At 63.5% G+C, this 20,929-nt stretch carries 20 protein-coding genes; 8 read left to right on the top strand and 12 right to left on the bottom strand.

Annotated features, from left to right (window positions below; genetic code table 11):
* The first annotated feature begins 211 nt into the window (after positions 1-211).
* From aroA to bcp, 3 genes are read left to right on the top strand one after another with little or no spacing between them, the layout of a single operon-like run.
* Positions 212-1,555: a 3-phosphoshikimate 1-carboxyvinyltransferase gene (gene aroA / locus ACQUSY_RS07445; protein WP_428903855.1), complete on the top strand. Its 1,344-nt coding sequence runs from the start codon at positions 212-214 to the stop codon at positions 1,553-1,555.
* Positions 1,552-2,610: a ribosome small subunit-dependent GTPase A gene (gene rsgA, locus ACQUSY_RS07450; RefSeq protein ID WP_428903856.1), complete on the top strand. Its 1,059-nt coding sequence runs from the start codon at positions 1,552-1,554 to the stop codon at positions 2,608-2,610. The genes aroA and rsgA overlap by 4 nt, the downstream gene beginning before the upstream one ends.
* 45 nt (positions 2,611-2,655) lie before the next feature.
* Complete coding sequence (gene bcp, locus ACQUSY_RS07455) at positions 2,656-3,129, top strand: thioredoxin-dependent thiol peroxidase (RefSeq protein ID WP_428903857.1); 474 nt, start codon at positions 2,656-2,658, stop codon at positions 3,127-3,129.
* Between the two features lie 67 nt (positions 3,130-3,196).
* Here bcp and ACQUSY_RS07460 read toward each other — a convergent pair whose 3' ends face one another.
* Positions 3,197-3,637, bottom strand: a complete 441-nt coding sequence (locus ACQUSY_RS07460) for a histidine kinase (RefSeq protein ID WP_428903858.1) — start codon at positions 3,635-3,637, stop codon at positions 3,197-3,199.
* A gap of 239 nt (positions 3,638-3,876) precedes the next feature.
* Between ACQUSY_RS07460 and ACQUSY_RS07465 the strand changes: the two genes are divergently transcribed.
* Positions 3,877-4,125: a WhiB family transcriptional regulator gene (locus tag ACQUSY_RS07465; protein WP_121060093.1), complete on the top strand. Its 249-nt coding sequence runs from the start codon at positions 3,877-3,879 to the stop codon at positions 4,123-4,125.
* A gap of 145 nt (positions 4,126-4,270) precedes the next feature.
* Here ACQUSY_RS07465 and ACQUSY_RS07470 read toward each other — a convergent pair whose 3' ends face one another.
* Genes ACQUSY_RS07470 through ACQUSY_RS07485 form a run of 4 tightly spaced genes read right to left on the bottom strand, consistent with a single transcriptional unit; the run spans position 4,271 to position 8,087 of the window.
* Entirely contained in the window at positions 4,271-4,747 is a 477-nt protein-coding gene (locus ACQUSY_RS07470) for a GNAT family N-acetyltransferase (protein ID WP_428903859.1), read from the bottom strand.
* A gap of 1 nt (position 4,748) precedes the next feature.
* On the bottom strand, positions 4,749-6,236 hold the full coding sequence (locus tag ACQUSY_RS07475; protein WP_428903860.1) for a sensor histidine kinase: 1,488 nt from the start codon (positions 6,234-6,236) through the stop codon (positions 4,749-4,751).
* Between the two features lie 4 nt (positions 6,237-6,240).
* On the bottom strand, positions 6,241-7,476 hold the full coding sequence (locus ACQUSY_RS07480) for a CpaE/TadZ family protein (protein WP_428903861.1): 1,236 nt from the start codon (positions 7,474-7,476) through the stop codon (positions 6,241-6,243).
* The gene (locus ACQUSY_RS07485) at positions 7,476-8,087 is read right to left on the bottom strand and encodes an SAF domain-containing protein (RefSeq protein ID WP_428903862.1); all 612 of its coding nucleotides are present in this window, start codon (positions 8,085-8,087) and stop codon (positions 7,476-7,478) included. Before ACQUSY_RS07485 ends, ACQUSY_RS07480 begins: the two co-directional genes overlap by 1 nt.
* Before the next feature lie 90 nt (positions 8,088-8,177).
* On the opposite strand from ACQUSY_RS07485, the gene ACQUSY_RS07490 reads away from it, so the two are divergent.
* Positions 8,178-8,456 (top strand): helix-turn-helix domain-containing protein, encoded by a 279-nt coding sequence (locus ACQUSY_RS07490; protein WP_428903863.1) that lies wholly within the window; start codon positions 8,178-8,180, stop codon positions 8,454-8,456.
* 17 nt (positions 8,457-8,473) lie between these two features.
* On the opposite strand, the gene ACQUSY_RS07495 is transcribed toward ACQUSY_RS07490, so the two are convergent.
* Positions 8,474-9,055: a hypothetical protein gene (locus ACQUSY_RS07495; RefSeq protein ID WP_428903864.1), complete on the bottom strand. Its 582-nt coding sequence runs from the start codon at positions 9,053-9,055 to the stop codon at positions 8,474-8,476.
* A gap of 123 nt (positions 9,056-9,178) precedes the next feature.
* Here ACQUSY_RS07495 and ACQUSY_RS07500 point away from each other — a divergent pair, with 123 nt between their 5' ends.
* A complete protein-coding gene (locus ACQUSY_RS07500; RefSeq protein ID WP_428903865.1) occupies positions 9,179-9,622 on the top strand; it encodes an Rv3235 family protein in 444 nt (147 codons plus the stop codon).
* A 23-nt stretch (positions 9,623-9,645) separates the two neighbouring features.
* Here the strand turns inward: ACQUSY_RS07500 and ACQUSY_RS07505 are convergent, their stop codons facing one another.
* Positions 9,646-10,872, bottom strand: coding sequence for a pyridoxal phosphate-dependent aminotransferase (locus ACQUSY_RS07505; protein WP_428903866.1), 1,227 nt, complete (start codon positions 10,870-10,872; stop codon positions 9,646-9,648).
* 158 nt (positions 10,873-11,030) lie between these two features.
* Positions 11,031-13,832 (bottom strand): preprotein translocase subunit SecA, encoded by a 2,802-nt coding sequence (gene secA / locus ACQUSY_RS07510; RefSeq protein ID WP_428903867.1) that lies wholly within the window; start codon positions 13,830-13,832, stop codon positions 11,031-11,033.
* Positions 13,833-13,992: 160 nt separating this feature from the next.
* Here secA and ACQUSY_RS07515 point away from each other — a divergent pair, with 160 nt between their 5' ends.
* Entirely contained in the window at positions 13,993-14,559 is a 567-nt protein-coding gene (locus ACQUSY_RS07515; protein WP_428903868.1) for a PadR family transcriptional regulator, read from the top strand.
* 67 nt (positions 14,560-14,626) lie between these two features.
* Complete coding sequence (locus tag ACQUSY_RS07520) at positions 14,627-15,940, top strand: coiled-coil domain-containing protein (protein ID WP_428903869.1); 1,314 nt, start codon at positions 14,627-14,629, stop codon at positions 15,938-15,940.
* Positions 15,941-15,999: 59 nt separating this feature from the next.
* On the opposite strand, the gene hpf is transcribed toward ACQUSY_RS07520, so the two are convergent.
* From hpf to mtrB, 4 genes are all read right to left on the bottom strand, one after another.
* A complete protein-coding gene (hpf, locus tag ACQUSY_RS07525) occupies positions 16,000-16,662 on the bottom strand; it encodes a ribosome hibernation-promoting factor, HPF/YfiA family (RefSeq protein WP_428903870.1) in 663 nt (220 codons plus the stop codon).
* 111 nt (positions 16,663-16,773) lie between these two features.
* A complete protein-coding gene (locus ACQUSY_RS07530) occupies positions 16,774-17,436 on the bottom strand; it encodes a ComF family protein (protein WP_428903871.1) in 663 nt (220 codons plus the stop codon).
* Between the two features lie 89 nt (positions 17,437-17,525).
* Complete coding sequence (locus tag ACQUSY_RS07535; RefSeq protein ID WP_428903872.1) at positions 17,526-19,247, bottom strand: LpqB family beta-propeller domain-containing protein; 1,722 nt, start codon at positions 19,245-19,247, stop codon at positions 17,526-17,528.
* Positions 19,244-20,929, bottom strand: coding sequence for an MtrAB system histidine kinase MtrB (gene mtrB / locus ACQUSY_RS07540; protein ID WP_428903873.1), 1,686 nt, complete (start codon positions 20,927-20,929; stop codon positions 19,244-19,246). The genes ACQUSY_RS07535 and mtrB overlap by 4 nt, the downstream gene beginning before the upstream one ends.

Raw genomic sequence — 20,929 nt, forward strand, 5'->3', positions numbered from 1 at the left:
AGCCAGTCTAGGTCGCTCGCGTGGTCAACCGCTGAGCGCATCAGCATGAGTGTGCTCACGCCTCTCCTCCCGGCCGTTGATCAATGACGTGTCTCTGAGGTCAACGCACCGCAGCCGAAAGTATTCCCCGAGCCGTGGTTCCGTTCTTCATGAGAAAACTCTCGCCGTCATAGAGGGGGCGTTGTCAGGGGTGCGGGCTAGGCTAGTGCCGATGAGTCAAGACACCGTAGTGAGCCCCGCCCCACCAGCGCGACGCACGTATGAGGCGCCGCGCTCTTATGAGCGCCTACGCGCCCACGTGGAGGTTCCGGGCTCAAAGTCCCTGACGAACCGCGAACTCGTTCTTGCCGCGCTGGCTGATGGCCCAAGCCGCATCATCGCGCCGCTGCACTCGCAAGATTCGGAGCGCATGATTAAGGCGCTGCGGGCACTCGGAACCACGGTTGAGTTTGTTGAGGGCACCGGCAGCTTCGGAGACGATCTCGTCATCACTCCCGCCAAGCCTCTCGCCGCCGGAACAACGGTTGACTGCGGCCAAGCGGGCACCGTCATGCGTTTTGTGACGCCGCTCGCGGGCCTCGCCGCTGGCGACGTTTTTGTCACCGCCGACGAGACGGCACTGCACCGCCCGATGGGTGAGATGATCAGCGCGCTGCGCGATTTGGGTGTCGACATCGATGACGGCGGCAATTGGTCGCTTCCGTTCACGGTGAAGGGGCACGGCCACATCCGCGGTGGCGAAGTGCACATCGATGCATCGCGCTCGAGCCAGTTCGTTTCCGGGTTGCTGCTGGTTGCTGCCCGCTTTGATGTCGGGCTTCACCTCACGCACACCGGCGAGCGTTTGCCGAGCGTGCCCCATATCGACATGACGATTGAGTCGCTGGCTCACCGCGGCGTACGGGTCGAAACTCCGAAGCCGGGTGAGTGGGTCGTGCCCGCCGGCACGATCCGAGGCAAAGACATCACGATCGAGCCCGACCTTTCCAACGCAGCGCCGTTCCTGTGTGCTGCGGTCGTCACCGGTGGTTCCGTTTCGGTGCCCCGCTGGCCGGTGCACTCGACGCAACCCGGCGCGATGCTGATGGAGATTCTCCCGCAGTTTGGCGCGCGCGTGAGCCGCCGCAGTGGCATTCTGACGGTCACCGGCACCGGCCAAATCAACGGCGTCGACCTCGACCTGTCGGCCGCAGGCGAGTTGGCACCCAACCTCGTGGGCCTGGCAACTCTCGCGAATTCACCGTCGACGTTCCGCGGCATCGGCCACATTCGCCAGCACGAGACCGACCGCATCGCGGCACTCATCAGCGAAATCGAGGCGCTCGGCGGCCGCGCTGAAGAGCTCGAAGACGGCATCCGCATCATTCCGCAGCCCCTGCACGGCGGGGTCTGGCGCGCACACCACGACCACCGCATGGCGACCACGGGCGCGCTCATCGGGCTCGCCGTCGACGGTGTCGTGATTGACGACATCACGACCACCGCAAAGACACTCCCGCAGTTCCGCGAACTGTGGGAGGGCATGCTCGCTGGCAACGGAGACCACGCAGCGTGAGCTGGCTCAGCGATTTCGACGACGAAGACGACGAGTTCGACGAGTCGCGCATTCGAGTCCGGCCGAACCCCAAGGCCAATCGCCCGCGCACCAAACGGCGCCCGGCGCACGCCGACGCTGAAATTGCGCGCGTGCTGGGCGTCGACCGCGGCCGCTACACGGTCATGGTCGGCGAAGACACCGACGATGAGCGCACCGTCATCGCCTCACGGGCCCGCGAACTCCGCGGTAAGGCCATCGTCACCGGTGACCGTGCCCGCGTCGTCGGCGATACGTCCGGCGACGAAGGAACACTGGCCCGCATCGTGGGCATCGAAGAGCGCTCCACGCTATTACGCCGTAGTGCCGATGACACCGACAACGTCGAGCGCGTTATCGTCGCCAACGCCGACCAAATGCTGGTGGTCGTGGCCGCCGCTGACCCGGAACCACGAGAGCGCCTCGTCGACCGATATCTGGTGGCAGCGCTGGACGCTGGTATTACCCCGCTGCTGGTGATCACCAAGACCGACCTGGCCGACCCAACGGAGTTCTTGAAGCACTTCGCCGGCATCGAGAATCTACAGGTCTTCCGCTCGGCCACCGGTGACGTGCCCATCGACGAGATTGGGCGTGCCCTGATCGGTAAAACCACGGTGCTCGTGGGCCACTCCGGCGTCGGCAAGTCAACACTTGTCAATGCACTCGTGCCCGGTGCTGGGCGCGCAACGGGCCACGTCAACGAAGTCACCGGCCGCGGCCGCCACACCTCGTCCTCCACCGTGTCGCTACGCTACGAATCTCCCGAGGGCCACGGGTGGGCGATCGATACCCCCGGTGTGCGCTCGTTCGGCCTCGGCCACGTGAACCCGGAGAACATTTTGCGCGCCTTCCGCGATCTGGATGAGCTCGCGGATGAGTGCCCCCGCGGGTGCACACACTTGGCCGATGCGGCCGACTGCGCACTCAACGAAGCCGCCGCCGCCGGCGAACTCAGTGAGGCAGGAATGGCGCGCGTTGACTCGCTGCACCGCCTGCTGGCGTCGTTCGAAGAACGCGCAAAACAGCAGCCCTGACGCGCGATTGCCCTGAGCACTCGCCAGCACCGTAGGGTGAAGAGTGTGACTCTGCGCCTCGAACCCGGTACCCGTGCCCCTCTGTTCACTCTGCCTGACCAAGACGGCCAGCCCGTCTCCCTCGCGGATTACCGCGGTCAGAAGGTCGTGCTGTACTTCTACCCGCAGGCGATGACCCCGGCGTGCACCACCCAGGCATGCGAATTCCGCGACAACTCCGCAGCGTTGGCTGCCGCAGGCTACGCAGTCATCGGCATCAGCCCGGACGAAGCCGAACGCCTCGGACGCGTCCGCGACCGCGATGCCCTGAACTTTCCGTTGCTTGCTGACCCCGAGCACACGGTACTCACCGAATACGGAACGTGGGGCGAGAAGATCAACTACGGCCGCACCTACGAGGGCGTCATTCGCTCAACGTTCGTCATTGACGAAGACGGCATCATCACGAACGCGCTGTACAACGTGAAGGCCACCGGCCATGTTGCGCGCGTCGTGAAGCTCCTGGGCCTCGCGGCGTAGCAAACGCAAAAGACCCGCGCACCGAGCTGTCTGCTCCGGTGCGCGGGTCGTTTCTGTTGCTGCGCGACTAGGCGTCGGCTGCCTGGTCGCCTTCAGCGGCCTCAGCAGCCTCAGCAGCGGCGCGTTCCTGGCGCTCGGCTACTGCCGTCTGCTTGGATGCTTTAGAAATGGCGACAAGAGCGATGATGGCGGGCACCGCAATCGCTGCCGCAATCGCCGGGTGGGCGTATTGTCCGGTGACGGCGCCGAGGGCAATGGCAAGCGCCATGAGCTGAGTGACAATGCCGCCGGATCGCGCCCAGGTCTGCTCCGTGAGCAGACCCCACGCGAAGGCCACCATGCCCGCACCAATAATGATCGTGAGCACGATGAGCGCGACAGCGCTCGTGATCGATGCCGTATTTCCCTTGGCAATTTCAACGACTTGAATTCCGGCAAGACTCAACACCACCAGCGCTTCCAGGGCCACAATGGTGGCAGCAATTCGTGATGCGATGCGGGATTTCATAAGTCTCCTGTCGGGGAGCGATGGCGTTAACCGAATAAGTAACCAGCGGATTCCAAGGTGTGAAGAAGAATTAACCCTTGATTCATCCGATGACCCGTGGGAAACTGGTTTAGCCGTGTGCTCCCACAGCGGCGTGGGGCGAGCATTTCAGCTCGCATTCTTCACACAGGGTATCCGAATAACCCCGGCACATCCCGAGCCTTCGCTCACACTCCCCCTTTGCAAGGAGCACTACCAAAATGGATTGGCGCGACAAATCAGCGTGTCTCACTGTCGACCCCGAACTCTTCTTCCCGGTTGGCAACACTGGCCCCGCGGTTGATCAGATCGAAAAGGCAAAGTCGGTGTGCGCTCGCTGCACCGTGACCGAAATCTGCCTGCAGTACGCACTCGAGACCGGCCAGGATTCTGGTGTCTGGGGTGGCCTGAGCGAAGACGAGCGCCGCGCGCTGAAGCGCCGCGCAGCACGCGCACGCCGCGCTTCCTAAGCTGAACAGCGAATGAGGGAGGGCGCCCAATCGGGTGCCCTCCCTCATTCGCTGTCTCCTGTACGCGGCGAAACCGTAAGCTACGCGTCGCGCCCCAAATGCAGAATCGGATAGGGCCTGCCATCATCACCAGTCTCACTCCGACTCACGATGACAAAGCCATGGTGCGTATAGAAACCGGNTCGCGCCCCAAATGCAGAATCGGATAGGGCCTGCCATCATCACCAGTCTCACTCCGACTCACGATGACAAAGCCATGGTGCGTATAGAAACCGGTGGCACCGGTGTTCTGCTCATTGACGTCAACGCGCGTGATGCCCTGCTCACGAATGGCCTTAGCCAGCAGAGCCGTACCCACACCGAGTCCGCGATGGTCAGCATCGACGAACAGCATTTCCAGGCTTGAACCCACGACTCCAGCGAAGCCCACCGCTGTGCCGTCAATCTCGGCGACGGTCAGGGTGACCGCGGGAAAGTAGTCAGACGCGAGCCTGCTCTCAATCGCGCGGAGATCTGCTGCCGATACGAAGTCGTGCGTCGCGTCGACGGCACTCCGCCAAATATCGACGAGTCGCTGATACTCCCCCGCCCCGGTGGTCGGGCGGATCGTCGGCTTCGTCACGCTAGTTGCTGGCGATCCAGCGCATCGGAATCTTGATCGTCACCTCGGTGCCCCCCTCATCTCCCGTGCGCCAGTCGATGGTTCCGCTCAGCTCACCCTGAATGAGGGTGCGCACAATCTGTGTGCCCAGACCTCGACCAACCGTGCCTTCGGGCAGGCCAGAGCCGGTGTCAATGACGCGCACAATGAGTTCGTCGCCGGTGCGCTCCGCGATGATTTCGACCTCGCCTTCGCGCCCGGCGAGGCCGTGTTCCACGGCGTTTGTGACGACTTCGGTGAGTGCTAGCGCGAGCGGCGTCGCGTACGCGCTCGGGAGGCGCCCAAACCGGCCCACCGACTTCGTGCGCGCCGAGGTTCCGGCACCAGCTGCCACTTCGGCGACCAGCTTGAGTACGCGCGCAAAGACCTCGTCAAAGTCAACGTTCTGCGTGAGGCCCTCGGAGAGCGTGTCGTGCACGATCGCGATCGACGCCACGCGACGCATCGCCTGGGTGAGGGCTTCGCGTGCTTCTTCGGAGTGCGTGCGGCGCGCCTGAATGCGCAGCAGCGACGACACCGTCTGCAGGTTGTTCTTCACGCGGTGGTGAATCTCGCGAATCGTGGCGTCTTTGGTGATGAGCTCTTGCTCTTGGTGACGCATCTCGGTGACATCTCGGCAGAGAATGATCGCGCCAGTGCGCGTGCCCTTTTTCTTGAGCGGAATCGCACGAAGTGACACCGTCACACCGCGAGCCTCAATGTCGGCACGCCACGGCGCGCGCCCGGTGACTACGACCGGAAGCGCCTCATCGACCTCACGCGAGCTGGGCACAATCTGGCTGACGACCTCGACGAGGGGCTCGCCCTCGAGCTCGTCATCGAAACCCATGCGGTTGAAGGCGGAAAGGGCGTTGGGGCTCGCAAAGGTTGCAATGCCATCAACGTCAAGGCGTACCAGACCGTCGGACGCACGCGGAGCACCGCGGCGAGGGGATGCCGGGGCATCCATGTCGGGGAAGTCTGCCGAGCCGATCATCTCGAAGAGCGCGTCGGCGCACGAGTTGAACGTGATTTGCTGGCGCGTCGGCGTACGTGCTTCGCCCAGGTTCGTGTGGCGCGTCAGCACGCCAATGACCCGCGGCGTATCGTCGCCCGCGGGGCGCTGGCGCACAATGGGTGCCGCCAACACGCGAGTGGGCATCTCTTCAAACCAGTCCGGAGCCGAGGAGTCAACGATCGCGCCCGACTGGAAGGCCTCGCGCACCTGCGTTGCCCATTGCGGACGCACGGTTTCGCCGACGATGTCGCGGTAGAACAGCGTGGCAGCACCACCCGGGCGGGTGTGGGCGACGGCGATGAATGAATCGTCGGCGGTCGGCACCCACAACACGATGTCGGCGATGGCGAGGTCGGCAAGAAGCTGGCCGTCACCGGCAAGGCGGTGCAGCCATTCTACATCGGCCTGATCGGCAAGGCCCTGGGCAAAAACGAGGTCGCTCAGTGTTGACACACGTTCAGCCTAGTTGGGCGGGCACGCCTGACACGCCAGTGGTTTCGTGATTAATCTTTGTGCGTCGCCATACCCGGCGCGGCGCCGATTTTTTTGGGGCCTCGGGCCTCGCCAGCACAGTGCCGGCGAGGCGGCGGATACCGGCGGCGAACGCTGACCGCGGCGCAATGTCGGTTATCGATCGGCTATGCAATGCGGCACCGTCAGCGATGTCGGCCTCGTGCGGCAAAAACAGAATCTCCTCGATACCGGAAAATCGCGCGAGCGTTCGCCGAATCTGGCCCTTCGCATCAAGGCCCAACGCCGACGACCGCACCCGATTGATCACGACGTGTATCGGGGTCGCCCCCACGATCGCGCGAAGTTCTTCGTACGCGCGGATGAACCGCGCGATACCGACGCCATCGGCTGTTGCCACGGCGACGATGTGGTCAGCCGACCGCAGCGCGGCAATCGTGGCCGCGTTGCGCCGCGGACCATCCAGATCGTTCATGACTTCGTTGTCGTCTTCGAGGCTCGCCGCCACGTCGACGACGATTGTTTCGGCCCACCCGCGCGCAATTTCCAGCGCACTCGTGACGCGCTCGGCGGAGAGCTCCGGCCAGCGACCGGGGCGATTGATACCGGTCAGCACGGCACACGTGCCATCGCTCAGCGACACCGATTGCGAAACGCGGCTCAGTTCCGCCGGATCAAGTGCGCGCCGCTCGGCTGATCGACAGGCAGACGCAAAGCCGGGCCCGTCATCGGTGAGCCCCAGCATCATCGCGAGCGCGGGCGCGTAACTGTCGGCATCGACAAGGGCGGTGACGTGATTGCCGCGAGCGCACTCCGCAGCGAGACTTGCAGCGAGTGTCGACCGCCCCGGAGCGCCGTGCGGACCCCACACCACGATCACACCGCCGTTTGTCACGGCTGCGCGCTGCGCAACCGTGTGGTGCACAATCGTGTCGGCTTCGAGCGTCGTCAGCGGGTCGAGCCCAAAAGACGCGGCCAGGCGGTGGCCTGCCGTATCCGTCGCATACGGCACGATGCGAACGCCCGCGCGGTCGCACGCGGCGACCAGCGCGGCGTTGAGCACGCCGGGATCACTGCGTACCACGATCAGGTCGACCCCGGTGAGGTCAGCCGCGACAAGTTGCGCGGGCGCCGTCTGGAAAACCTCTTCCGCACGGTTCGCGAAGCCGAGCGCGACAATCGACGCCAGTTCTTGTGGCAGCGCGAGCACAACGCGAGTCACTATCGCACTCCCCCGAGCGGAACCACCCACAGCGCTGCCTTGGACGCTTGCGCATCCAGTACCCCTGCCACATGGTTCCGGTTGACCACCAGCTCAAGTGTCACCGTGCCACCCGAGGCGAGCCCAGAGCTCTCTCGAATCGCGGCGACGGTTGCTGATTCAATCAGTACTTCGGCGTTGTCGTACTCGCGGTCTTTCACGGGAGACATCCACAGTTCAACCGAGCTGCCGATCGTGAGCGTGCTGGCCACATCAATCGGAGAGGTGATCACGACTGTCGTGACCTCGCTGCGTTCGCGCTCGATGACCGCGCCCGCGGGAATGAGCTCGCCAGCTGCCAGCGGGCGGGTCATCGTGGCGTTGTCAGGAAGCATGGTCAGGTAGGTGCCGCTTGCTTCCCCCAGTGCGACATCGACCCACCTCACATCATCGTCATCGATCGGCGCACCGGGAAGGAGCGTCGTATCCGCAACAGCCACGGGCGTTGTCGCCCGCGCTGCCGAAACAACCCACCAGACTCCGGCAATAGAAGCCGCGACCAGAACGAGACCAATCAGAAACCGGGCGTCTGCCCAGACGGCTCGGTGCGTACGCGTAGACATAGCGGTCATGGTGGCATGATGCGAGCGGTATTGTGCGAGGTTATCCACAGCACGGCAGAACCTTGCGCCAGATGTGCTCCAGAGGTTGATAATGGTGGCATGTCTGACACCAACGCACCCGAGCGTTATGTCTCTCTGGCCCAGATTGCTGAACTTCTCGACATCACTGTTGACGAGGTTCTGCAACTCGTTCACGAGGGGCGCCTTCGTGGTGTCCGCGTGGGCTCTCCCGCCCAATGGCGAGTGGCTGAAGCCAGTGTGAGTGATTACCTCAACGATCAACTCGAAGAGTCACGTCGCAGCGCACTCTGGCACCAATCCGTTAATGCCAGTTTTCCCGAGCTCTGGGGCGGCACCGAGGAGCGCCGTCAGCGGTAGCACCCGCTATCGAGGCGTCATACGCGCGCGACGATTGGGCCCGCTGCCACGATGGCGGCGAACGGAACCATGAGCACGTGTGTGACGTGGTCGTCACGTCGCGACGTGTGCGCGTCATGAAGCGCGAAATCGCAATGATCGTTGCCCGCACGATCAATGGTTCCGCTGGCTACCGTGCCATCGGTGAACTGGATGAGCACCGGCGTGCGTTTACGCGCCCAGCCACGCAGAACATACCCAAACGTGGCGCGGCCCTGGAGAGCGTCGGGCGGAACCGTCATAAGGCTCCGACGCAACGCCAGCGATGACAGCCGGATCGACCGCATGGCATCAAGGCGCACGCAGCGCATGGCGGAGGTCGCGGTATCAATGCCGCACCAATCGGCGCCCGTCGCCTGAATGGTTCCGCTGATCTGGTGCGGACCGGCGGTAGCGATCGCGATGGTGGCATGTTCAGCCGCGGCCGAACGCAATCGCGTCAGCAGATCGAGGCGGGCTTGCCGGAGGCGCTCGTTCTCTTGCGCAACGGCGGCTTGCTCGGCGGCGGCGTCGTCAGCAAACTGCCCCTCGAGCTCCGCAAAGTATGATTCCCAGTCCACGTGCCGAGCGTATCTCCCCCGCCGAGCGGCACATGAGAATTTTCCACAGATTCTTTCATGTTCCGTTTTCCCCTGTTCTGCTGTGGTTTGCTCTCTCGTACGTCCCCACGCAAAGGAGAACTCATGTCTGCACAAGCAGCGAGCACTGGGCCGCGCCGTCGCGGAAAGCACCTCAGTGAAGTCGACGTCACCGAGTACTTTGCGCCGCAGCCAACGTCCACAGCCGACCTGCCTGACCCGGAGCCCTTGCTACGCAACCTCACCATTGGGCTCATCGAGTGCCTTGCCGGGGTACGCGAAGTCGAGCAGCTCGCACGCTGGATGTCGCAAGAAGCGTTTCTCAGCGTCGCGCAGCGCGTATCGCTCGCGACCAGGGCACGCTCGGCAAAAGCGCGCCCTGCCGTGCGCCCCACATACCAAGTGTTGAGCGTGCACCATCAGGCACCCGCAGACGGTGTCGTCGAGGCGACCATCGTTGTCGGTATGCCGGCTCGCACACGCGCACTCGCGATCCGGCTCGAGGGCACCGATCACCGCTGGCGCGCGAGCTCTGTCGCCCTCCTCTAAGAGTCGGGCGACAGCGCCACGCGCTACTGCTTGTAGCTGGAGAGGAAGTTACCCATGCGTTCGACCGCTTCGGTCAGCACGCGCGCTTCGGGCAGCGTCACCAGGCGGAAGTGATCCGGTGCCGGCCAGTTAAAGCCGGTGCCCTGCACGACCAGAATGTGCTCGGCAACGAGCAAGTCGTAAATAAACTTCGCGTCATCACGAATTTCGTGCACCTCAGGGTCGAGGCGTGGGAAGGCGTAGAGCGCACCCTGCGGTTTCACGCAGGACACACCGGGGATGGACTGCAGACCCTCCCACGCGGCGTCGCGCTGCTCATGCAGGCGCCCCGTCGGCGCGATGAGCGCATCGATCGATTGCACCCCGTCAAGCGCCGCTTGCACGGCATGCTGGGCCGGAACATTCGGGCACAGCCGCGTCGAAGCCAGCAGCGTCACACCTTCCAAGAAGCCCTTCGCATGCTTTTTCGGCCCGGTGATGACGACCCAGCCGGCGCGGAAGCCAGCAACGCGGTAGGTCTTCGAGAGCCCGTTGAAGGTCATCACCAGCAAGTCGGGCGCGAGCGTCGCCGTTGAGATGTGCTCGGCGTCGTCAAACAGAATGCGGTCGTAGATCTCGTCGCTCAAAATGAGCAGTGAGTGCTCACGCGCGATCTCGACGAGGCCCTGGAGCACGTCGCGGGAGTACACCGCACCGGTCGGGTTGTTCGGGTTGATGATGACGATCGCCTTGGTGTTCGGCGTGATCTTGGAGCGGATGTCTTCGAGATCCGGGTTCCAGCCATTGTTCTCGTCACACAGGTAGTGCACCGGGGTTCCACCCGACAGCGACGTCATCGCCGTCCACAGCGGGTAGTCCGGTGCCGGGATCAAAACCTCATCGCCCTCATTCAGCAGGGCCTGCATCGTCATGGTGATGAGTTCGGATACACCGTTGCCGAGGTACACGTCGTCTGGGTCGATGTGGGGGAAGCCCGGAACCTGCTCGTACCGGTTGATGATGGCGCGGCGTGCAGAAAGAATGCCGCGGCTATCGCTGTAGCCATGTGCCGTCGGTACGGCCGCGATCATGTCACGGACGATCTGGTACGGAGCCTCGAACCCAAAGATGGCGGGGTTGCCGGTGTTGAGCTTCAACACCGCGTGCCCGGCCGCCTCCAGCCGCGACGCTTCCACCAACGCGTTGCCGCGAATTTCGTAGAGAACGTTCTGAAGCTTGGCTGATTGATCCAGCGGTCGAAGGGGGCTCATGAATAAACCCTAGTCCTGCCCGCGAGGTGCCTTTGACCACTACTGGATGGTTCCGTCCGGTTGTTACCGAGTGGCTATCGATAGCGGGGTGCGCTTCGAAGAGCGCGCAAACGCCAAAACCCCGCCTCAGACGAGACGGGGTTTTGGATCAAACCTGGTTACTTCTTCTTGGCCCGGCGAGCAGCGCGGTTTTGAGCCGCAGGTTGCTCGCTCGATTCGACCTTCTGACCGAAGGCTCCCCGCTCTTCTGCAGGTGCCTGGTTCTGTGCCTGCGCCTGACGCATGCGGTTGGTCGACGACTGCTGCATCTGCCCACGCTCGTTGCGAACCTCGACGTCGCCGTCTTCGCTCGGAGCCGAGTACTCCAGCTTCTGCGTGTCTTGCGTCGGAGCCATCAGGCCCTTGGCCTCAACCTGGGCGACTTCGCCACCCTCGGGCTGGCGGACCTCGACCTCAAGGTTGTACAGGTAGCCGACGGACTCTTCCTTGATCTGGCCCATCATGGACTGGAACATCTGGAAGCCTTCGCGCTGGTACTCGATGAGCGGGTCGCGCTGTGCCATCGCACGCAGGCCGATGCCGTCCTTCAGGTAGTCCATCTCGTAGAGGTGGTCGCGCCAGCGGCGGTCCAGCACCTGCAGCACCACGCGGCGCTCAAGCTCACGCGTCGCCGCTTCACCCAGCTGCTCCTCACGCGAAGAGTAGGCGATCTGAGCGTCGCTCAGCAGTTCGCGGCGCAGGCCCTCAGCCGTGACCTTACCCTTTGAACCGCCCGCTTCTGCCACGACCTCTTCGATCGTGACGCTCACCGGGTACAGCGTCTTCAGTTCGGTCCACAGTGCGTCGAAGTCCCAGCTCTCGGTGTGGCCCTCGCTGGTGTGGGAGTCGATCATCGCGCCGATCGAGTCTTCAATGAAGTGCCCGATGCGGTCTTGAATGTCATCGCCCTCAAGAATCTGACGACGGTCGGCGTAGATCGCCTCACGCTGACGGTTCAGCACGTCGTCATACTTCAGCACGTTCTTGCGGATCTCAGCGTTGCGCGCCTCGATCTGCGACTGCGCGCTGGCGATAGCGCGGGTCACAATGCCCGACTCGATCGCAACGTCTTCTGGCAGGTTCGTGCGTGCCAGCATTGTCTCGGCGAGACCGTTCTTGAACAGGCGCATCAGGTCATCGGTGAGGCTCAAGTAGAAGCGGCTCTCACCCGGGTCACCCTGTCGACCGGCACGACCACGCAGCTGGTTGTCGATACGGCGAGACTCGTGGCGCTCGGTGCCGAGCACGTACAGGCCGCCGGCCGCAACGACCTTCGCGCTCTCCACGTCAACCTGCTCACGCACGTCGGCGTAAACCGTGTCCCACTCGGCTTCGTACTCCTCCGGAGTCTCAACCGGGTCCAGGCCCTTCGCCTTCATCGCCTGCACGGCGAGGAATTCGGCGTTACCACCGAGCATGATGTCGGTACCACGACCAGCCATGTTGGTGGCAACCGTGACGGCACCGGCACGACCGGCGCGAGCAACGATCTCAGCTTCACGCGCGTGGTTCTTGGCGTTCAGAACCTCGTGCTTGATGCCCCTCTTCGCGAGCAGTCGCGACAGGTATTCGCTCTTGTCGACGCTCGTGGTTCCGACCAGAATCGGCTGGCCGCTCTCGTGGCGCTCGGCAATGTCTTCGACGACCTGCGCGAACTTCGCCTGCTCGTTCTGGTAAACCAGGTCGGCCTGGTCCTTACGGATCATGGGCTTGTTCGTCGGGATCGGAATCACACCGAGCTTGTACGTCGACATGAACTCAGCAGCCTCGGTGTCAGCCGTACCGGTCATGCCGGAGAGCTTGTTATAGAGGCGGAAGTAGTTCTGCAGCGTCACGGTGGCGAGAGTCTGGTTCTCGGCCTTAACCGGAACACCCTCCTTCGCCTCGATCGCCTGGTGGATGCCTTCGTTGTACCGACGGCCAACCAGAATACGACCGGTGTGCTCGTCAACGATCATGACCTCGTCGTTCATCACGACGTAGTCGGTGTCGCGCTTGAACAGCGCGAGCGCCTTGATCGAGTTGTTCAAGAACGAGATGAGGGGCGTATTCGCCGACTCGTACAGGTTGTCGATGCCGAGGTAGTCCTCAACCTTTTCAATGCCCGGTTCGAGCACACCAACGGTGCGCTTCTTCTCGTCGACTTCGTAGTCTTCGCCAGCCTCGAGCGTCTTCGCGATGCGAGCGAACTCGGTGAACCAGCGGTTAGCTTCACCTGACGACGGGCCCGAAATGATGAGCGGCGTACGCGCCTCATCAATAAGGATCGAGTCCACCTCATCGACGACGGCAAAGAAGTGACCGCGCTGCACCAGGTTGTCTTTCGACCACGCCATGTTGTCGCGCAAGTAGTCGAAGCCAAACTCATTGTTGGTTCCGTACGTGATGTCAGCGTTGTACTGCTCACGACGCACGTCGGGGGTCTGGCCCGCAACGATGACACCGGTCGTCATGCCGAGGGCGCGGAACACACGACCCATGATCTCGGACTGGTACGAAGCGAGGTAGTCGTTGGTGGTAATGACGTGCACGCCCTCGCCCGCAATGGCGTTGAGGTACGCGGGCAGCGTTGCCACGAGCGTCTTACCTTCACCGGTCTTCATTTCGGCGATGTTGCCGGCGTGGAGTGCTGCGCCACCGAGAATCTGAACGTCGTAGTGACGCTGGCCAAGGGTACGCTTTGCGGCTTCACGCACGGCGGCGAACGCCTCGGGCATGAGTTGGTCGAGCGTCTCACCCTTTTCGTAGCGGGCACGCAACTCGGCAGTTTCGCCGCGCAATTCTTCATCCGTCAGCTGCGCGTAGTCGTCTTCGAGCGCGTTAACAGCCTTGACCACCTGCTGCAAACGGCGAAGGATTCGACCTTCACCGGCACGAAGCAGTCTTTCAATCGGGTTGGCCACGGAGTGTTCTCCATCCATTGCGTCATGCGGGATATCCGCGAGTGTCGGGATGCCGACACCGAACCATGTTATCCGCCCGTGACCTTGACGCGTGCTGGATACGCTCAGAGCAGAGATTCCGGCACAGAAATTAATCCATCGTCCGGTATACATATAGATGAACCGGAGAAGGGCCGTGATGACGATCAAGCACAGTCTGCTGGCGATTCTCGCGCAATCGCCGTGCTACGGCAATCAACTGCGCACAGAATTCGAACGCCGCACCGCACGCATTTGGCCCGTCAACGTTGGACAGATCTACAACACGCTGGAGCGCCTGGAGCGCGATGGCTACGTCACGCGCGGCGCGACCGATGAGCGTGGGCACGTCATGTGGCACATTACCGACGCCGGACGCCGCGAGGCAGACAGCTGGCTCACCAGCGCGACCCCACGTGCCGACGCCCGTGACGACCTGACGGCGAAGATTTCCCTCGCCATTTCGTTGCCGGGCGTTGATGCCGACGCGCTCCTTGCTACCGAATTGCGCGCCGCGACCACCCGCCTGTCTGAAGCCACGCGAGTGCACGCTCAAGAAGACAACCCTCTCAGTGCGCTCGTTCATTTAGCCGCGGTGCACCGCGCGAACGCCGATGTGCAGTGGTTGCAAGCGGTGCAAGCTGCCGCGATGACAGTGGCAGCGGAACCATCGGCTGTTGATATGCAGCGCCCGCGTCGCGGACGCCCCAAGAAAGCGGTTGCCTAAACGCGCGTTCGCTAAACGCTAAGCCGAACCTCAGCCAGAGGTTGACGCGAATCCATATGATCGTTTCATGGCAGGATTCTGGGGCAAACGTCGTCGCGCCGAGCAAGAAGAGCAGCTCGCCGCCGATACCGAACTGAGCCGACGCGCCGAGGCCGCGATGATTGCAGTCGACGAGCGCATCCGCACCGCGGGCGACGAGGTCGGGTTCGCGCAGGCTGAGCTCGGCACCGAAGCGACGAAAGATCTGCGCGACGCGTTGTCTGCGGTGCGCTCGCACATGCAGGAAGCATTCTCGCTGCACCAGTTAAACCATGACCACATCCCGGACACCCCGGAAGAGTTGCGTACCCGCAACGCTCGCATCGTGCAGCTGTGCGATTGGGCAGACGACGTTCTGGATGAGCGCACCGCCGCGCTCGCCGACCGCATTGACCGAGTGCGACGCGCTCCCGAAGTGTTGGCCCGTGTCCAGACCGAGTCCAGCGCACTGGAGACGCGCATTCCCGCGGCCCGCGAGACGATTGCACGCCTCGCCGAACGCTACAACGAATCGGCCATGTCAAAGATCGCCGCGGGTGCCGATGAGGCCACCCAACTCATCGCTTTCGCGCGACACAGCGCCGATGTATCCGCGCGCCGCCGTGCGGCTGGCCAAAACGAAGAGGCGAACCTTGCGCTGGAAACCGCTATCGAGGCGGTTCGACGCGGTGGCACCGTTCTCGACGGCGTTGAAGACTACGAACTGCAGGCGCTGCGTGCTGAATCGACGCTCACTGACGTTGTTGCCGATTCTCGAGGCGACCTGATCGCGGCGCGTGATCTCGCGTCGACGCCAGCGGTTGCCGAGGCCATGACGGCGCTCGAAGCCGCGCTCGCGAAACTCCCACCCGCGGGCAGTAAGACCGACCCGTTCACGTCACTGACGACGCTGCGCGAAGCTAACCAGGCGCTCGATACCGTCGTAGCGAAGGCACGCGATCGTGCGGCTCGTCCGCTCCCCTCCATCGAGGCCGTACGCCACGCGGTTGATGACGCGGACCGCCAGATTGCCGTTGCCCGCAACGTGATCGCTGGCCATCGCGGTTGGATTGGCGCCGATGCACGCACGCGCTTGGCCGAAGCCGAACGCTTGCGCAGCGACATTGACCGGCTGATTGCGCCGGAAGACACCCGCGAAGAGGCACTGGCCGTCGCGCGCCGCACCGCGCAGCTCGCGAGCGAAGCGTTGCAGCTCGCGCAGCGTGACATTGACTCGTCGCGCCCACAGCAGAATAACTGGGGTGGCGGCGGCCGTAACCAGGGCGGCGGCATGAGCGACATGATGGGTGGTCTCATCGGTGGTGCCATCCTCGGCGGAATCTTGGGCGACATTTTCGATTAGCCCCGTGACAGAAAAAGGGTGGCCCTGGAACATGTTCCGGGGCCACCCTTTTGCGTAACTTACGACGCAGCGACCGTCTCCGGCGGTGCCTGCGTGGTGAGCGAGATCACACCGTAGTCCCAGCCCTTGCGGCGGTACACCACCGACGGGTGGTCGGTGCGAGCGTCGACAAACAGGAAGAAGTCGTGACCAACCAGCTCCATGCGGTCAACCGCCTCTTCAACCGACATCCACTCGGCTCCGAATTCCTTCGTACGGATGACGACGGGCGTGTAGTCCTCTTCATCCTCGTTGCCGGTGATGATCGGGATCTCCCCCGTCTTCACGGCACGCAACACGTCGGCCGAAGCGGGGCGAACGTCGATGCCGTGCAACGAGCCCGTTCCCTTGTCGAGGTGTGCACCACGGGCATCGTGGCGACCATCGAGGCGCTTGCGCTTTGCGCGGCGCACCTGCTCCATGAGCTTGTCGACGGCAAGATCAAGAGCGACAAACTTGTCTGCGTCTGTCGCCTCTGCCCGCACCAGCGGGCCGCGGCCAATAAGGGTGAGCTCGACCGTTTCGTCGTCCATTCGCCCCTGACGGTTGGAATGGTGAGTCACCTTGACATCGAGTCGTTCGGCCCGAGTGGCGAGCTTAGAAATGCGCTCCGCCTTCTCGTCAGCCACCGCACGAAAACGATCCGAAATCCCGACGCCTACGCCGACGATGTTCGTTTCCATGTCTGACCTCCTTGTCCGGTCCACCGGTTCAAGGGCGGACCTTGTCGCCTTTGTTCCCCTCACCGTAGTCTCCCGAAGCAGGCGTGTCACCACCATTCGGCCATTTATTTTTTACGAGTTCAGTGGGAGCCGTCGGGGCGTCGATAAAACGGTCATACTCGCCAGCACATCAAAGCCCGCCGACGTCAGTGTTCGCGCGGAATTCACGAGGGTTGCCCCGGTCGTCACGACGTCATCGACGACGATGACCGGCCCCAAAATTGGTGCCGTTCTGCGCACAGCGAACGCGCCCTGCGTGTTGCGCGCACGTTCATCGCGCCCCAGCTCTCGCTGATCACGCACCGCACTGGTCACGCGCAACGCTCGCCGAAACGGCAGGCCGGCAGCGCGCAACAACACCTCAACGGGGCGGTACCCGCGGCGGCGATCAGCAGCCGGCCGGGTGGGCACCGGTATGAGCGTCACGCGGGCAGTGCTGCCTGCGATGGCGGAACCATGGGCCGTCAGCAACAGCGGTGCGAGGTCGCGGGCCACACGCGTCACGCCGTCTTCTTTCAACGCGAGCATCACAGACGCCGTTTCGTCACCCCAGGCCGCCCCAGAAACACACATCAGACCGCCATCAAGCCGGCGGCGTTGCAGGAGCGGCACGGGTGCGCACGCGTCGCATACCGGCCCCGTCAAGTCACCGCACACGACACACGGGGAGCTAAAAACCAGCGCCAACGCCTGTTGCCACGCACGCTGCCAGGCCGTCATGTGTTCTCGCACCATGGCCCCCATCGTGCCGACGAGCACCCTGGTTCCACACTCCGCGCCCCAATGTGGGGACAGGTTTGTCGTGCCGCGTGGTGGGGAGGAAGCTAGCGCGTGACCGCCGGGCCCTGCTGACGAGCGAGCACGAGAATGCCGGAACCACCCAGTGTCCAGGTGTTGCCACGCGACGAATACAGCTTGCCTTCGCTCGTACGAATCCAGATCGTGGCAGGGTCGCTAGAGCCAGCAATATCGACGACGTCAGCCACAGCACGCGTGTTGGCCGCGGGGCCACTCAACGGTTGCACCGTGATGGTGGTGTCTGTCTCCCCTGCAACTACGAAGCCAACAGCCGCATCATCGACCCACGACAGGCTCTGCACCTCGGCGCTACGCAGGTCACGAATGCGGTGCCCCTTGCCGAGGTTCAAGACCGTGCCATCGGCGCTCCGGAGCACCGCGTAAACGAGAAGCTCGGTTTGTGAGCCGACGAGGCCGACAACGGCCAGGCGCGTGCCGTCACGCGACAGTTGCATGTGTGACACCTGGGTGAGTTCGGCCATCGCGCCCGGCAACTGTGTCGCACCGCCACCCGGCATCGTGATCGTCACGTCGCCCGGCGCGGTCGCTGGCACCGTCCAAATGTCGCCGAATGGTCCGATCGTCGGGTCGATGAGACCGGGGCGCACGTCGACCGTGACGCTCTCCGACATGGTGCTAGAGATACGCACCACTTCACCCGACTTCGACAGGGCGACACCATGCCCCGCGGCTTCACTCATTTCCCATGACGCGACGGGGAAGGCGAGGGCCGACTGTTCGAGATCATCGACCGCGTCAAGACCGTCTGGGGTGAAGAACCCAAAGCCTTCTTCGGTGCCAACCAAAGCGCGCAAGCTGACGGTGGTCGGCGTCGCCGATGCCATCGGCGCGGCCAGTTCCCGCGTCGAGCTCGACAGCACGATGTCGCGCACGTTTGCGCCGCTGAGGCTCTCGGTCAGCTGAAGCTTGAGCTTGCCGATCGTGTCAGCGTTCATGCTGTCGGCGCCACTCAGCGTGATGTTGGCGACGAAGTTCGCATCGATTGGAATCGAGGCCAGCGCGCGGGCGCCGTCAGGAACAGCCGTCGACACAGCTCCGGCAAGCCACGGGGACGGGCCTTCGAGCACACCGTTGACGATGTCTCGCGCCGCGGTGACGCGGGGGTACCAGCGGGTATCCGGAACCAGGAAGGACCATGTCGGGTCAAAGAACGCGAGGTCGTAATTGTCGAAAGCGGTATCGAATGAGAATCGGTCCAGGAGGACGCCATCGGGAGCCGCGGTAATGCGCCATTGCCCGTCGGGCTGCGTCTCCAGTTCATAGTCCAGTTGCATTTGTGCCGACTCCGACGCGGTGTAGACACCGGTGGCATCGACCGTGGCGACAGCAGTGACCATGATCGAGATCGTGGTGAATTCGGAGGCGTCTGGCACGACATCGGGGGTCGAATTGGGGTGCGGCTCCGGATCGACAACGGTGCGTCGTGACGCGGTATCAACCACCGTCCCGGCAGCAGGATCCCACTCGGTCGCGAACTCGTCGGAGAGGAACTGCTTCGCAGCCTTCCATCCGCCATCCGGCGCGATCGCAGCGTCCAGGAATCCCTGCACAATCTCTCGTGGTTCCGCTCCCGCTTGCGGTCCGCTGGGCGTAAATGCGAAGTCGACCGGCGGAATCTCACCGATCTCGAGCCCGACCGTGACCTCGCCTGATTTTTGGAAGCCGGTGCATCCGGTGAGTGCCAACAGCACGACGGTCAGGATTGCCACACCACGCCAGCGCGTCATGAGTTCTTCTCCTTCGCATCGGTCGTCATCATCACGTCAATGGGCTGTGTGAGCCCGAGTGCGCCCATCGGCGTCTCCGCATCGTCGCCCTCAACCGGGATTGGCGAGTTCAGCGTGTCAAGTGCACCGCCGACAACACGCGGCAACGTGAGCACGAAGTGGGAGCCATTGCCCGGCTCGCTCCACACCGTGAGCGTGCCGCCGTGCAATTTCGCATCGCCAAGCGCGATCGAGAGTCCGAGACCGGTGCCACCGATCGTCCGTTTACGGGACGGGTCGGCGCGCCAGAAGCGGTCGAAAACGTGTTCAATGTGCTCGGCCTTGATACCAAGGCCGAAGTCCCGCACACCGATCGCAACCGCCTGCTGATTGGAGTCCACCGTCACGACGACCGGCTTACCTTCGCCGTGCTCGATCGCATTACCGATAAGGTTGCGCACCACACGGCGCACGCGTCGCGCATCCATATCAACCGGCGAGTAGCCGCCCGGGGCGACGAGGCGGAGATTGGAACCATGCTGGTCTGCCAATTGCTGCATCGAGTCAATGACGTCTTCGGCAAGGTGCGCGAGGCTCGTCGGTTCGATTTCCAGCTGTACCGAACCCGCGTCGTACCAGCTGATCTCGAGCAGGTCGGTGAGAAGAACTTCAAAGCGTTCGACCTGTGCGTGCAACAGTTCGGCCGCGCGCTCGGTTGCCGGGTCCAGCGACGTTTTGTTGTCGTTAATCATGTCGGCGGCGAGGCGGATCGTGGTGAGTGGCGTGCGCAGCTCGTGCGACACATCAGAAACGAAACGTTGCTGCACGAGCGACAACGCGGCGAGCTCCTTGATCTGGCCTTCGAGCGAATCGGCCATCGCGTTGAACGAGCGTCCAAGCGTTGCGAGCTCGTCTTCACCATCGACAACGATGCGCACGCCCAGGTCGCCCCGCGCAAGCTGGGCACTTGTCTCCGCCGCCTCGCGAATCGGGGCCGTCACAGACCGCATCACGAACCAACTGATGAGACCGATGATGAACAACAGTGCAACGGCAGCGAGCCACAGCGTGCGCTGCACGAACAGCAGGGTCTGCTGCTCTTCATCGAGCGGGTAGGCCAGGTACAGCTCGTACAGGCCGACCTCGGGAAAACGCAGGCTTTGACCGATGATGATTCCTGGAACCAGCTCGCCAGACGGCAACGTAATTTCGACGGCCTGGAGCCATTGGCGCGAGCCCTGTTCGCGCACGCGCTCGCGGAGCCCTTCAGTGAGCATGCCCGCGTTCGCTTCAAACGGGCGCGTCACCCACGGCACCGGCGCGAGGCTCGACGAGGCTTCGGCGGGCGAGCGCACGATGCGCGCATAGTCGGTGCCGGCGAGCCCCGCGACGCGCGTCTGCACGCCACCCATGATTTCTTGCAGCTTGCCCGGGTCACCCTCGGGGTTTGCCGCGTCCAGCAGGTTCTGCGCTTCGGCGGCAGCCTGTAACGCCCCGTTCATGGCCTGGTCTTTGCGCGCCTCGTATAGGCGATCTTGAATCGCGAGGGCCATCCACACGCACGCAATAATGACGGCGAGCGCGGAGAGCACGACGGTGAGCACCGTCGTGCGAAACCGTACGGAGCCCTTCCACAGCGCCGACCAGGTTGCGGGAAGCGAACCCGCGGTGCGGGGTCGCTGAAGCCGCTGCGGTTTGGTCAT

Source organism: Microbacterium daqui, assembly GCF_050408675.1.
In the GTDB taxonomy this organism is placed as follows: Bacteria; Actinomycetota; Actinomycetes; order Actinomycetales; family Microbacteriaceae; genus Microbacterium.